This window comes from Mycobacterium mantenii, assembly GCF_001667865.1.
In the GTDB taxonomy this organism is placed as follows: Bacteria; Actinomycetota; Actinomycetes; order Mycobacteriales; family Mycobacteriaceae; genus Mycobacterium; species Mycobacterium mantenii_A.
Window position 1 is genome coordinate 16,057 of sequence record NZ_LZJP01000028.1, and the last position, 16,024, is coordinate 32,080.

Annotated in this window: 1 protein-coding gene; it reads right to left on the reverse strand. The window is 69.5% G+C overall.

The features are described from left to right. Positions 1-76: 76 nt before the first annotated feature. A partial coding sequence (locus A5688_RS04070) for a non-ribosomal peptide synthetase (protein ID WP_068268057.1) occupies positions 77-16,024 on the reverse strand: 15,948 nt, incomplete at its 5' end.

Genomic DNA, 16,024 nt, shown 5'->3' on the forward strand with positions numbered 1-16,024 from the left:
TCATGGTAGTCAGCGGACGCCGCAGCGACGACGAGTTGGCGATCTCGCGGTGAATCCTAGTACCGCTGAACCGATTTCACAGCAGACCGAGCAGCTGCAGGTCGGTGACGTACTTGACGATCACCGACGCGTCGATCTGCGGGATGTCGTTGTCGGGGCCGATTTTGGCGTCCTGCACCGCGGCGCGGAAGCGATCCGTCGGCGCCAGGCACCCGCGGGCCGGGTCCGCCGGCGGCACGTGCTGGGCATTGCGCAACTGCAGCAGCTGCAGCACCGACTGATGGCGCTGCCGCTCCGGCAGGGCGCGCAGGGCGGTCTCTATCCGTTGCAGCCAGTCCCCGAAGTCGTCGACGCGCTCGATCGGGTAGCCCGCCTCGATCAGCCAGTCGACGTACTCGTCGAGCCCGATGCCGTCGTCGTGCGGGTTCATCACGTGGTAGGTCTCGAACCCGTCCAACACCTGGGCGCCCAGCGTGGTGATCGCCTCGGCGACGAACTCGACGGGCAGGGCGTCGAAGTGCGCGCGTTGCCGGTCGCCATGCGCGTCCAGCTCATAGAACGAGCGGGGCGCCACGCCACTGGCCACCACGCTGTGCACCATCCGGGTGAACGTGTCCGACAGGTTCAGCTGGCCGCGGTAGGTGGTGTCGGCCAGGATCATGTCGCAACGGAATACCGAAACCGGCAGGCCGCACAGGTCGTTCGCCTCGCGCAGCAGCACCTCGCCCGCCCACTTGCTGTTGCCGTAGCCATTGCCGTAGCTGCCGTCGACCGTGCGGGTCGCGCCCACGGTCCGGACGTCGGCATGTTCGGTGAACGCCGACGGCTCGATCTGGTCACCGACGTTGGCCGTCGACACGTACGTGTACGGCTTGAGTTTGGTGGTGAGCGCCAACCGGATCAGCTCTCCGGTACCCGCGACATTGGGGGCGAACAGCTCGCTGTAGGGCAGCACGCCGTTGACGACGGCCGCCGAGTCCACGATCAGATCGACGGTGTCGGCCAGCCGCTGCCAGGTCTCCTCGTCCACACCGAGGTTGGGCCGTCCCTTGTCGCCGGCGACGACCTCGAGATGGTCCTCGGCCAGTTCGTGGAAGTACCGCAGCAGCGCCGGATCGCCGCTGTCGAAGGTCTTTTCGAGCCGGCGCCGCGCATCCTCATCCGAGGTGGCCCGCACCAGACAGATCAATTTGCCGTCGGCCAGTTCCAGCCGTTCGAGCCACTGCAGGACCAGGTAACGGCCCAGGAATCCGGTCGCCCCGGTCAGCAGGACCGTGCGTATGTCGCCGCGCGGGCCCGGCAGTCCCTGTGCGGTTGACAACGTCGTCGCGTCGATGAACTTGTCCAGCGTGAGATCGCTGGCGTACACCTCGGTCGCATCACGGCCGTGCACGGACGCAAAATCGGACCGAAGGCCTTCTGCCGCAACGTAATCGCCATTCAGCTGCTGACTGAGGCTGCGCACCGACGGCGCCTCGAAGACGGCGCGCACCGGCAGGTGGATATCGAGGGCGTTGTAGATCGCCGCGACCAGGCGCATCGCCGACAGCGAGTCGCCGCCCAAGTCGAAGAACGACTCGGAGACGCCCACCCGCTCCAAGCCCAGCACCTGGGCGTACAGCCAGGCCAGGATCTCCTCGACCGCGGTGGCCGGGGCGAGGTAGTCGTCGGCGCCCTGGTAGTCGGGCGCCGGCAGCGCGCGGGTGTCGAGCTTGCCGCCGGGTGTCAACGGCAGCGCCGGCAACACCACCACCGCGGAAGGCACCATGTAGGCGGGCAGCCGCTCGGCCAGCAGGGTGCGAAGCTCGGCCGGGTTGGCCGTTCCGGTGATGTACCCCACCAGCCGCAAGGCGGCGGGCCGGTCCTCGCGGGCGATCACCAACGCCTGCTCCACCCCGTCCACCCCGGCCAGCGCGGCCTGGATCTCACCGAGTTCGATGCGATACCCGCGGATCTTGACCTGCTCGTCGGCGCGACCGACATAACGCAGTTGCCCGTCCGCGCCCCACCACGCCAGGTCGCCGGTGCGGTACATGCGCGCACCCGCTCCGCCGAACGGGCACGCCACGAACCGCGCGGCGGTCAGGCCGGGCCGGCCCAGGTAGCCGGTCGACACGCCGGAGCCTGCCACGTACAACTCCCCGACCACCCCCGCGGGTACCGGTTGCAGGCATCCGTCGAGCACGAACAGCGCGGCGCCGGACACCGGCGAACCGATCGGCGGCGCCTCGGGCCCGGGGGTGAGCGGCGCACTGATGGCCGCGACGATCGTGATCTCGGTGGGCCCGTAGACGTTGACCATCACACGGCCGGCCGCCCAGCGGTCCACCACGTCGACGGGGCATGCTTCACCCGCGACGGCCAACACCGCCGAGCCCAGGCCCTCGGTGGAGAGCAGTCCCACCTCGGACGGTGTCTGGGTCAGCATGTCGACCTTCTCCGCAACGAGCAAGGCGTGCAATTCTTTCGGCGAGCGCACCACCTCGTCGGGCACCACCAGCACCTGTCCGCCGTGCAGCAGCGCCCCGAAGATCTCCCACACCGAGAAGTCGAACGCCAGGGAGTGGCACTGGCTCCACACCTTCCCCGGCGCCGCCGGCAGGCCGGCAGCGCCCAGCGAGGCGAACAGCTGGGTGGCGTTGTGGTGGCTGACCGCCACGCCCTTGGGAACCCCGGTGGTGCCCGAGGTGTAGATCGTGTAGGCGACGTCGTGCGGCCGGGGTGCCGGCAGCGCCGCAGTGGGCCGGTCCTGAATTGAGGGGTCGTCGATATCGATGACGATCGGTCCGGAATCGTCTATCCGAGAACGCAACTCGGCGGTGGTGAGCACCGCTGCCGGCGCGGCATCGGCGAGCATGAAGTCGATCCGGGCCGCGGGCAGGCCCGGGTCGATCGGCACATACGCGGCACCCGTCTTGAGCACCGCCAGGATCGCGGCCACGGCGCGGGCCGAGCGTTCCACGAGCAGGGCCACGCACTGCCCCGGCCCCGCGCCGTGCTCAACGAGCAAGTGCGCTAACCGGTTCGCGGCCTCCTCGAGTTGGCGGTACGTCCACGACTGCCCCGCGTAACTGATCGCCACCGTTTCCGGTGCGCGTGCGACATGGCCGGCGAACACCTCCGGGATCGACGCGGGCCTGCGCGACGGTCGCGTCAGCGCCGCTCGGTTGCCGATGGCATCGATACGCGCATGCTCGTCGGCGCCGAGCACATCGATCGACGACAACCGCTGGGCGGGATCGGCGGTGATGGCCGACAGCACCCGATACAGCCGGGTGATCAGGATTTCGATCGTCGCGGCGTCGAACACGTCGGTGCGGAACTCGACCGCTCCGCCGATCCCGGCGGGCTGCCCGTCGGATGTCCAGCGTTCGGCCAGCGACCACGCGAGATCCATCCGGGCGGTGCGCGTGTCGACCGGCAGCGGCGTGACGCGCACGTCACCGAGGCTCAGGTCGGCGGAATCGGTGTTCTGCCAGGCCAACATGACCTGCACCAGCGGATGGTGCGCCAGGCTGCGGGTGGGGTTGAGCCGTTCCACCAGCACCTCGAAGGGCACGTCCTGATGTTCGAAGGCGGCCAGGCTGCGCGCGCACACGTGCGCCAACATCTCGGCGATGGTGGGATCACCGGCCAGGTCGACCCGCAACACCAGGGTGTTGACGAAGAAGCCCACCACGTCATTCAGGGCCGGATCGCGCCGTCCGGCGATCGGAAAGCCCACCGCCACATCCGAACTCGCGGTGATCTTGGCCAGCAGCACCGCCAGCGCGGCCTGCACCACCATGAAGCTGGTCGCGTTGTGGGCGCCGGCCACCGCACGCACCCGCTGCTGCAACTCCGCGGGCCAATCCACCGCCACGCTGGCCCCGCCGAAATCGGCCACCAACGGATACGGCCGATCGGTGGGCAACTCCAGCCGCTCGGGCATTCCGGCCAGGGTGTGTTCCCAATACCGCAATTGCCCGGCGATCAGGCTGTGCGGATCCTGCAATTCGCCGAATTGCGCACGCTGCCACAGCGTGTAGTCGACATACTGCACCGGCAGCGGCGCCCACTCCGGCGCGTGCCCGGCCACGCGCCCGGCATACGCCTCTCCCAGGTCGCGCACCAGCGGGGTCAGCGACCAGCCGTCGGCGGCGATGTGGTGGAGCACGGCCACCAACAGGTACTCGTTGTCGTTGAGCCGGAAAAGCAGTGCCCGCAGGGGAAGCTCGGTGGCCAGGTCGAAGCGGTGGCCCACCGCGGTGTCGACGGCCTTTCGCAGACGGGTGGGTGACCACCCGCGCGCATCGGTGATCTGCCAACCGAAGTCGGCGTCGTCGGCTTCGACCACCAGCTGCGCAGGGATGCCGTCGTGCGACGGGAACAGGGTGCGCAGGCTTTCGTGGCGGGCCACGACGTCGCCCAGCGCGGCGCCGAACGCCTCGCCGTCCAGACGCCCGTGCAACTGCAAGGCGATGGCCATGTTGTGCACCGGTGACGGCCCGTGCAGTTGGCCCATGAACCACAACCGCGACTGGGCGAACGACAACGGCACCACCGCCGGGCGCGGGCCGGCCACCAGCGGCAGGCGCCCTCCCCCGTCGGCACCCAGCCGCACCGCCAACCGGCGAATGGTGGGCGCTTCGAACAGGGCCCGAACACCAAGGTGGACATCGAGACTGGAGTTGATCTCCGCGACCAGCCGCATGGCCGACAGCGAATCTCCGCCGAGGTCGAAGAAGGAGTCGTCGATGCCGACGCGGTCGACGTCCAGGACGTGGGCGTAGATGTCGGCCATGGCCCGCTCGACGTCGGTGGCCGGGGCGCTGTACTGATCGGCGCCGTGGTAATCCGGTGCGGGCAGGGCGCGGGTGTCGAGTTTGCCGTTGGCGGTCAACGGCAACGCCTCGATGACCACCACCGCGGCCGGGACCATGTAGGCCGGTAACCGCTCGGCCAGCCGGGCGCGGACCTCGGCCGGATCGGCGGGCCCGGTGAGATAGCCGACGAGCCGCTTCTCGCCGGTCCGGTCCTCGCGGGCGATCACCACCGCCTGCTCCACCCCGTCCAATTCGACCAGCGCGCTTTGTATTTCGCCGAGCTCGATACGATAGCCGCGGATCTTGACCTGCTCGTCGGCGCGACCGACATACTGCAGCTGCCCATTCGGGCCCCAGCGCACCAGATCCCCGGTGCGATACATGCGCGCCCCGGCCCCACCGAACGGGCAGGCCACGAACCGCGACGCGGTCGGAGCGGGCCGGGCGAGATACCCGGCGGCCACCCCGGCGCCGGCCACATACAGCTCGCCCAGCACGCCGGCCGGCACCGGGCGCAGCCACGCGTCCAGCACGAAGAAACCGAGATGCGCCAACGGTTTCCCGATGGGGCTGACGTGGCCGTCGATGTCGGCGTCGACGATCTCCCGGAACGAGGCGTGCACCGTCGTCTCGGTGATGCCGTACATGTTGATCAAGCGGGGGCGTCGCGGGTGGTTGTGCAACCACTTGCCCAGGCGTTGCGGAACCAGCGCCTCGCCGCCGAATATCACGGTGTGCGGGTTGAGCCGCCGTTCCGACCGCGGCGACTCGGCGCCGTGCAGCGCGAAGAACGCCGACGGGGTTTGGCTGAGCACACTCACGTCCTCGGCAATCAGCAAGGCGCGCAGGTCTTCCGGTGAGCGCACCACCTCATCGGGCACGACGAGCAGCCGTCCGCCGCCCAGCAGCGCACCGAAGATCTCCCACACCGAGAAGTCGAACGCCAGCGAATGGCACTGGCTCCACACCCCGGTCGCCGAGCCCAGCCGGCCGTGCAGTGCCCTCAGCAGTTCGGCGACGTTGCAATGGGTAACCGCCACGCCCTTCGGGGTTCCGGTCGTCCCGGAGGTGTAGATGACATAGGCGATGTTCGCGGGAGCGGGTGCCGGCAAGGCGCTGCCGGGCCGGTTCCCCACGGCGGGATCGTCGATGTCGATGATCGCGACGTCGAACCCGTCCAGCCGTGACCGCAGGGCCGCGGTGGTGATTGCGGCGGTGGGAGCGGCGTCGGCGAGCATGAACCCGACCCGATGTTGCGGCATGGCCGGGTCGATCGGCAGGTACGCCGCCCCGGACTTGAGCACCGCGAGGATCGCGACCACGGCCTGCGCCGAGCGGTCCATCATCAGCGCCACGCAGTCCCCCGGCCCCACACCGTCGTCAATGAGCCGGTGCGCCAACCGGTTCGCGGCCTCGTCGAGCTCGCGATAGGTCATCGAACGGCGGTCAAACGTCAGCGCCACCGCCTGCGGGCTGCGCTCCACTTGGTCGGCGAACAACGCCGGAATCGACGACGTGTCGATGCGCGGGCGGGACAACACCGCGCGGTTGCCGATCGCATCGAGGCGCGCGTGTTCGTCGGCGCCCAGCACATCGATCGACGACAGTCTGCGGGTGGGGTCGGCGGTGATGGCCTCCAGTACCCACCGCAGACGCTCGATCAGCGTCTGGATGGTGGCGGTGTCGAAGACGTCGGTACGGAATTCCACCGCCCCGCCAATCCCCGCGGGCAGGCCGTCGGAGGTCCAGCGTTCGGCCAGCGACCAGGCCAAGTCCGTTCGGGCGGTGCGGGTATCGACCGGCAGCGCGGTGACCCGCAGATCGCCGAGGCTCAGGCCGGTCGGCTCGTTGTTCTGCCAGGCCAGCATCACCTGCACCAGCGGATGATGCGCCAGGCTGCGGGTGGGGTTGAGCCGTTCCACGAGCGCCTCGAAGGGCACATCCTGGTGTTCGTAGGCGGCCAGGCTGCGCGCGCGCACGTGCGTCAACATCTCGGCGATGGTGGGATCACCGGCCAGGTCGACGCGCAGCACCAGGGTGTTGACGAAGAAGCCCACCACGTCGTCGAGGGCCGGATCGCGCCGTCCGGCGATCGGGAAACCCACCGCCACATCCGAACTCGCGGTGATCTTGGCCAGCAGCACCGCCAGCGCGGCCTGCACCACCATGAAGGTGGTCGCGTTGTGTGCGCCGGCCAGCGCGCGGACGCGCTGCTGCAGCTCGGCGGGCCAATCCACCGCCACGCTGGCCCCGCGGTAATCCGCCACCAACGGGTACGGCCGATCGGTGGGCAACTCCAGCCGCTCGGGCAGCCCGGCCAGCGCCCGTTCCCAGTACGCCAGCTGCCCCGCGATCGGGCTCTCTGGGTCTTCCAGATCGCCGAATTGCGCTCGCTGCCACAGCGTGTAGTCGACATACTGCACCGGCAACGGCGCCCACTCCGGGGCGTCCCCGGCCGAGCGACTGGCATAGGCCACCGCCAGATCGCGCACCAGAGGAGTCAGCGAACCCCCGTCGGCGGCGATGTGGTGCACCACGGCCACCAGCACGTGCTCCTCGTCGTCGAGACGGAAAAGCTGGGCACGCAACGGGATTTCGGTGGCCAGGTCGAACGTGTGGCGCGCCGTGTCGCGGATGGCGTCTTCCAGCCGGGCGTGCGACCAGCCGGTGGCGTCGATGGCCTGCCATGTCACGGCGGCCCGCTCGGGCGCCAGCACGACCTGCCGGGGTATGCCATCGACGGCGGCGAACACCGTCCGCAGACTTTCGTGGCGCGCCACGACGTCGCGCAGTGCGGCCCCCAAGGCGGTGGCATCCAGGCGTCCGCTCAGCCGCAACGCCGCCGCCATGTTGTACACCGGTGACGCGCCGTGCAACTGGTCGATGAACCACAGCCGGGATTGGGCGAACGAGAGCGGCACCACCGCCGGCCGCTCGTGCGCCACCACGCCGCGCCGGGCCCCACCCGCGCCGACCCGTGCCGCCAACTCGCCAATGGTGGGTGCCTCGAACAATAACCGCACCCCGAGGTGGGCGTCGAGGGTCGCGTTGATCGTGGCGATCACCCGCATCGCCGACAGCGAGTCGCCGCCCAGATCGAAGAACGAATCGTCGGCACCGACCTGGTCCAGCCCCAGCACCCGGGAGTAAATACCGGCCAGGATCTCCTCGGTCGGGGTGGCCGGGGCCCGGTACGCACCGGCGGTGTATTCGGGTGCGGGCAGGGCGCGGGTGTCGAGTTTGCCGTTGGGCGTCAACGGCAATGCCTCGATGGCCACCACGGCGGCCGGGACCATGTAGGCCGGCAGCCGCTCGGCCAGCCGGGCGCGGACCCCGGCTGGGTCGGCAACGCCGGTGAGATAGGCGACGAGTCGCTTGTCTTGAGGACGGTCCTCGCGGGCGATCACCACCGCCTGCGTCACACCGTCCAATTTAGCTATCGTGCTTTGTATTTCGCCGAGCTCGATGCGGTGGCCGCGGATCTTGACCTGCTCATCGGCGCGACGGACGTAGTGCAGCTGGCCGTCCGGGGCCCAGCGCACCAGATCTCCAGTGCGATACATGCGCGCCCCGGTCCCACCGAAGGGGCAGGCCACGAACCGCGACGCGGTCAGGGCGGCCCGGCGCGCGTAACCGACGGCAACACCGCGGCCGGCCACGTAAAGCTCGCCGGCCACTCCGGCGGGCACCGGCCGCAGCCACGCGTCCAGCACGAACAGGGCCGCACCGGATACCGGCGACCCGATCGGTGGTGCTCCCCCGATCGGGGCCAGCGGCGCACTGATGACCGCGTCCACCGTGGTCTCGGTCGGACCGTAGGCGTTGACCATCACGCGCCGCGGGGCCCACCGGTCGGCCAGCGCGGCCGGGCAGGGCTCGCCGCCGATGATCAGCGCGGTGTCCAGATCCTGCGGTGACAGCGCGGCCAGCGCCGACGGGGTTTGGCTGAGCACGCTGACCTTTTCGGCGATCAGCAAGGCGTGCAGTTCGTCCGGTGAGCGTGTCACCGGCTCGGGCACGATGACCAGGCGGCCGCCGCCGGCCAGGGCGCCCCAGATTTCCTGGATCGAGACATCGAAGCCGTATGAATGGCACTGCGACCACACGCCCGCTTCGGGCAGCGGCGCGTGCAGGGATTCCAGAAGTTGGGTGACGTTCTGGTGGGTGACGGCAACGCCTTTGGGGACGCCGGTGGTGCCCGAGGTGTAGATGACGTAGGCGATGTTGTCCGGGGCGGGCGTCGGCAGCGCGGTGCTGGGGTAGCCGTGTGCGGCGGTGTCGTCGACCTCGATGACCGGCAGGCCGAATCCGGTGAGTCGCGTCCGCAGGTCTGTCGTGCTCAGTGCGACGGCCGGTGCGGCGTCCTCGAGCATGAACTCCACCCGCGCCGCCGGCAGCGCCGGATCGATCGGCAGGTACGCCGCCCCGGTCTTCAAGACCGCCAGCATGGCCACCATGGCCTTGGTGGATCGGGAAAACAGCAGCGCCACACAGTGTCCCGGACCGGTGCCATGCTCGAACAACAGGTGGGCCAAGCGGTTGGACGCCTGGTCGAGTTCGCGATAGGTCATCGAGTTGCCCTCGAAGGTCACCGCGACGGCGTCGGGCGTGCGGGTCACCTGGGTGGCGAACAGCGCCGGCAGCGACGGGGGTGCGGGAGCCGGCTCGGCCAAGGCCGCCCGATTTCCCCAGCGCGCAAGCTGCGCGTGCTCGGGGGCGTCGAGCGCGTCCAGTGACAGCAGCGGCCGGGCCGGATCGGCGGCCATGACCACCAGGAGCCGGTGCAACCGCGCGGTCAGCTCGTCGACTTCGGCCCGGTCGAACACTTCGGTATCGAATTCGACACGCAGGCTTAGCTCGTCGCCCGGCACGGCCTGCAGCGACAGCGGGTAATGGTTGTATTCGTGACTGGTGAATCCGGTGGCGGTCAAGTCACGGGCGGAAGACAACGTCGCGGCATCGATCGGATAGTTCTCATACACCAGCAAGCTGTCGAACAACTGGTCGTGCCCGGTGACCCGGTGAATCTCGTTGAGCGACAGGTGCTGGTGCTCCAGGGTGTCGTTGTGGGCGCGTTGCAGCTGGTCCAGCAATTCGGCGACGGTGGTTGCCGGGGTGGCACGGGCGCGCACCGGCACGGTGTTGATGAGCAGGCCCACCATGGATTCCGCGCCGGGCAGATCGGCCGGCCGGCCCGAGACGGCGGTGCCGAAGGCGACGTCGCGTTGACCGGTCTGCCACATCAGCAGCTGCGCCCATGCGGCCTGCAGCACGGTGTTGACGGTGGTGTGGCAGGCACGCGCGAGTTTGCTTAGCGCACTAGTGGTTTCGGCGGTCAGCCGCAGTGCGGCCACGCCGCGCGGCCCGAGCTCGTTGCGGCCCGGCGGGCCCACCATCGTCGGGACGTCGAATCCATCGAGCGCGTCGCGCCACGCCAGGCGGGCGGCGGGCACGTCTCGATCGGCCAGCCAGTTGACAAAACTGCGGTAGGGCAGCACGGCGGGCAGTCGCGACCCGTAATAGCAGGCGAAGATTTCTTGCAGCAGGACCGGGAGCGACCAGCCGTCCATCACGATGTGGTGGACGGTGAGGACGAACCGGTATTGGTCGTCCGCGGTGCGGAGCAGCGCGGGCCGCAACGGTGGTTCGTCGCCGAGGTTCCGCGCGGCGACTCGTTCGGCGGCACAGAGTAGTTGGACCTGCCGCTCGACGTCGTCGTCGTGGATCTCGATGTACTGCCAGGCCAGGTCGGGGGCGGCGGGGATGATCTGCACCGCTTCGCCGAAGTCGGAACAGAACCGGGCCGCCAGGTTGGGGTGGCGGGTGATGACGGTATGCAGGGCTCGATGCAGTCGGTCCGGGTCGAGGGCACCGCGCAGCGTGATGTCGAGCTGCACCGCGTACACGTCGGCGTCGCCGTGGGTGGCCGTCGCATGGAACAGCAGCCCCTGCTGCAGCGGGGTCAGCGGCAGGATATCGGCGACGTCGTATCGCCGTTCGAGTTGGTCGATCTGCGGCTGGCTCAGCCGGGCGGGGGTGATGTCGGACGGGGTCAGGCCGCCGCCACCGCGGCGTACGTGCGCGCAGATTCCGGCCAATGCCTCAAACCACAACCGGCTCAACTGCGTTACCTGGTCGTGGGTCAGCACCGAGGACGCCCACGTCCAGTTCGCCCGCAGCCGCGGCCCGTCCTCGGTCTCCATGGTGGTGGCGTTGAGCTCGATCGTGTGTGGCAGCGGCAGCTCCAGCGCCGCGGCGGCGGCGGCGAACGACGCGCTGTTCGGGCTCAGCTGCCACAATTCGTCGGACAACTCGCCGACGCCGCCACCGATCCGGCCCAGATAGTTGAACCCGATGACCGGATCCGAACCACCTAGGGCCACTTGAGGATTCAGGTAGCGCAGCAATCCGTAGGTCACACCGTCCGGCAGGGCGCGTAATTGTTCCTTGGCGTCCTTGATGACCGCACCCAGCGCGGCCGCACCGGTCACCACGCATCCCCAGTCCAGCCCGGGGACGGCCAGGGCCACCGGGTGCTTGGCGGTGAACCAGCCCACCGTGCGCGAGAAATTCACGTACGGACCCAACTCCTCGCTGCGCCCGTGACCCTCGATGTCGATGCCGAGCGGTGCTGCCGTCCCGAGGAATTCGGCGAAGGCCATCCCGAAGGCGATCAGCAGGATGTCCTGCACCCCGGCGTGAAACGCGGCGGGTACCTCCCCCAGCAACAGCCGGCTGGTCTCGACGTCCAGCGACGCCGACAACTGCCCGGCCGTCGCGTACGTGTCGTCGGGCTGCACCGCAGGCAGGAGCGGCGGAGTCTGCGCGATCCGCCGCCACGTATCCGTCTGGCCGAGCACCGCCGGATTCTGGGCGTGGTCGGCCAGCAGCGACGACCAGCGGGCGAACGAGGTCCCCTCCGCAGGCAGCTCGATGGGCCGGCCGCTTCGATGCTGCGCCCAGGCGATGTTGATGTCCTCGATCAAGGTCCGCCACGAGACGGCATCGACGGCCAGGTGATGAATGATCAATGCCAATTCATTTGTCGCACTTGCCCAGATCGCGCTCAGCTGCACTCCGGCGCCGGGGTTGAGTTGGGACCGGGCCCGCGTCAGCGCCGCATCGGAGAGCACGTCGACGGTCCGCAGGCAGGCGCGGGCGTCCACCGCGCCCACCTCGGGGACGTGCAAGGACCAGCCGCCGTCGCCGTCGTCGTCGACGCAGAGCCGCAGCATGGGATGCCGATCCAGCAGCGCCTGCAGCACGGCCTGCACGTCGGCCTGGCCCACTCCCGCCGGAGCCGCCAGCACCATGGTCTGGTTGAACTGCTCGATGGGTCCGTCCATGTCGTACAGCCACCGCATGATCGGGGTGGCCACCACCGGCCCGACACCGTCGTCGGCCGCCTCGTCTTCGGCGCTGGTCAGCGTGACGACCCGGGCCAGCCGGGCCACCGTCTGCTCGACGAAAACATCACGCGGCCGGCACATTACGCCCGCGGCGCGGGCCCGGGCCACTACCTGCATGGACAAGATGCTGTCCCCGCCCAGATCGAAGAACGAATCGTCCACCCCGACCCGCTCGAGCCCGAGGACTTGGGCGTAGATGCCGGCCAGGATCTCCTCGATCGCGTCGGCCGGGGCCCGGTACCCGTTGGCGCCGAAATCCGGGGCGGGCAGGGCGCGGGTATCGAGTTTGCCGTTGACTGTCAGGGGCAGCGCGTCGAGCGCCACGACCGCGGCCGGCACCATGTAGGCCGGCAACCGCTCGGCGAGGCGCGACCGTACCTCGGACGGCTCGGCCGTCCCGGTGACATAGCCCACCAGTCGCACCGCGCCGGGCTGCTCCTCGCGGACGATCACCGCCGCCTGCTCGACACCGCCCAATTCGATGAGCGCGGACTGTATTTCGCCGAGCTCGATGCGGTGGCCGCGGATCTTGACCTGTTCGTCCGCGCGCCCGAGGTATTGCAGCTGCTGGTCCGCGCCCCACCGGACCAGGTCACCGGTGCGATACATCCGCGCACCGGCCCCGCCGTACGGGCAGGCGACGAACCGTGACGCCGTCAGACCGGCCCGGCCCCAATAGCCGGCGGCAACCCCACGGCCGGCGATGTACAACTCCCCCACCACGCCGGGCGGCACCGGACGCAACCATCGATCCAGCACGAACAGCGCGGCGCCGGGCACCGGCGAACCGATCGGCACCACCGCGGCATCCGCGGTGAGCGGCGCGGTCATCGCCGCATACATCGTGGTCTCGGTCGGGCCGTACTGGTTGATCATCACTCGCCCGGGCGCCCAACGATCCATAACCTCGACCGGGCACGGCTCGCCGCCGACGATCAGCGCCGCCGATTCCAGCCCGTCGGACGGCAGCGCCGCCACCGCCGACGGAGTCTGGCTCAAGACGTCGACGTTTTCGGCAATCAGCAAGGCGTGCAGTTCTTCCGGTGATCGAACTACGTCCTCGGGAACGACGACGACGCGACCGCCGCGCAGCAGCGCACCGAAGAGTTCCCAGACGGAGAAGTCGAAAGCCAGGGAATGGCAGTGGCTCCAGACCCGGCCCAGGCCCAGTTCCGCGTCCAGCGACTCCAGCAGTTGGGTGACGTTGTGGTGGGTGACCGCGACCCCTTTGGGAGTGCCCGTGGTCCCCGAGGTGTAGATGAGGTACGCGATGTTGTCCGCCGCGGGCGCCGGCAACCCGGTCGTGGGTTGGGTGCGCACGGCGGGGTCGTCGACCTCGATGACCCGACCGGAGATGTGCGGACCCACCCGCAGGCCGGTCGTGCTGATCGTTGCGATCGGTGCGGCGTCGGTGAGCATGAACTCGATGCGGGCCGACGGCAGCGAAGGGTCAATCGGCACGTACGCGGCGCCGGTCTTGAGCACCGCCAGGATCGCCACGATCGCCTCGGCCGACCGCGGGATCGCCACCGCCACCCGCCGACCCGGTGCCGCGCCGTGGCCGACGAGCAAGTGCGCCAACTGGTTCGCCGCCGTCTGCACCTCGTGGTAGGTCCACGACCGCCCCCCGCAGGTGATCGCTACCGCCCCCGGCTCGCGACCCACCTGGAAGTCGAACAATGCGGGGATCGACGCGGGGCCGGTTACGGGCTGGGTCAACACCGCCCGGTTGCCGATCGCATCGAGGCGGGTGTGTTCGGCCTCGCCGAGGGCGTCGACCGTGGAAAGCGGTCGCGCGGGGTCGGCGGCCATGGCGGACAGCACCCGCTGCAATCGCGCGACCATGGTCTCGATGGTGGCCGCGTCGTAGACGTCGGTGCGGAATTCCACGGTCCCGGCGATGCCGGCGGGCCGGCCGTCTTCTTCCCAGCGTTCGGCCAGCGACCAGACCAGATCCATGCGGGCGACCTGGGTCTCCAGCGGCAGTGGGGTGACCTGTACGTCACCCAAGCTCAGGTCGACGGGATCGTTGTTCTGCCAGGCCAACATCACCTGCACCAGGGGGTGGTGGGCCAGGTCGCGGGTGGGGTTGAGCCGTTCGACGAGCACCTCGAAGGGCACGTCTTGGTGTTCGTAGGCCGCGAGGCTCCGTTGCCTCACCTGGGCCAGCAGGTCCGCGATGCGGGGGTCGCCGCTCAGGTCGACCCGCAGGACCAAGGTGTTGACGAAGAATCCGACCACATCGTCCAGGGCCGGGTCGCGCCGGCCCGCGATCGGGAACCCCACCGCGACATCGGAACTCGCGCTCATGGTGGACAGCAGCACCGCCAGGGCGGCCTGCACGACCATGAAACTGGTCGCGTTGTGCACGCGGGCCAGGCGGGCTACGTGTTGCTGAAGTTCGGCCGGCCACTGCACGGCCACGCTGGCTCCGCGGTAGTCGGCGACCAGCGGGTACGGCCGATCCGTCGGCAGCTCAACGTGTTCGGGCAACCCGGACAGGGCCTGTTCCCAATAGGTGAGCTGCTTGGCGATGGGGCTGTCCGGATCCTCGAGGTCGCCGAACTGGGCGCGTTGCCACAGGGTGTAGTCGGCGTATTGCACCGGCAGCGGCGCCCACTGCGGCGGCCGCCCGGACGCCCTGCCGGCATAGGCCACCCCCAGGTCGCGCACCAGCGGGGTCAGTGACCACCCGTCCGCGGCGATGTGGTGCACCACCGCCACCAAGACATGCTCATCGTCGCCGGTGTGGAAAAGCCATGACCGCAGGGGTATTTCATTTGCGAGATCGAAGGTGTAGCGCGCCGCCTCCTGGATGGCCTCCGCCAGCCAGGACGCGGGCCACCGGGTGGCGTCGACGACTTGCCAGCTCACCTCGCTACGCTCGGGCGGGACAATCACTTGGCGGGGTGTTCCTTCGGGCGCGAGGAACAGGGTCCGCAGGCTTTCATGGCGGGCCACCACGTCGATCAGCGCGGCGCCCATCGCGTCGGTATCCAAGCGCCCGCTCAGCCGCAGGGCGACCGCCATGTTGTAGACGGGCGACGGACCCTGGAATTGATCGATGAACCACAAGCGAGATTGAGCGAACGACAGCGGCACCAACGCCGGCCGCTCGGCGGCCGTCAAACCGGCCGCGTGCGCGGCACCCGCCTCCATGCGGGGCACCAGCCGGGCGACGGTGGGCGCCTCGAACAGGGTTCGGACGGTGAGGCCGGCGTCCAGTTCGGCATTGATCGCGGTGATGAGCCGCATTGCCGACAGTGAGTCGCCGCCGAGGTCGAAGAAGGAGTCGTCGACGCCGACGCGGTCGACGCCCAGGACCCGGGCGTAGATGCCGGCCAGGATCTCCTCGATCGCGTTTTCCGGAGCGCGGTAACCATCACCGCCCCGGTGATCGGGGGCGGGCAGGGCGCGGGCGTCGAGTTTGCCGTTGAGCGTCAATGGCAGCGCGTCGAGCGCCACCACCGCCGAGGGCACCATGTACGTGGGGAGCCGCTGACCCAACCGGGCCCGAATGTCGGCGGGGTCAGCGGCTCCGGTCACATAGCCGACGAGGCGCTTCTCGCCGACACGATCTTCACGAACCAGCACCGCCGCTTGTTCAACGCCGTCCAAATCGGCGAGCGCGGTGCGGATTTCGCCCAACTCGATGCGGTAGCCGCGGACCTTGACCTGTTCGTCGGCGCGGCCGAGGTAGCGCAACTGTCCGTCGGGGCCCCAGCAGACGAGGTCGCCGGTGCGATACATCCGGGTGCCCGGTTCACCGAACGGACACGCCATGAACCGCGACGCGGTCAGCCCGGTTCC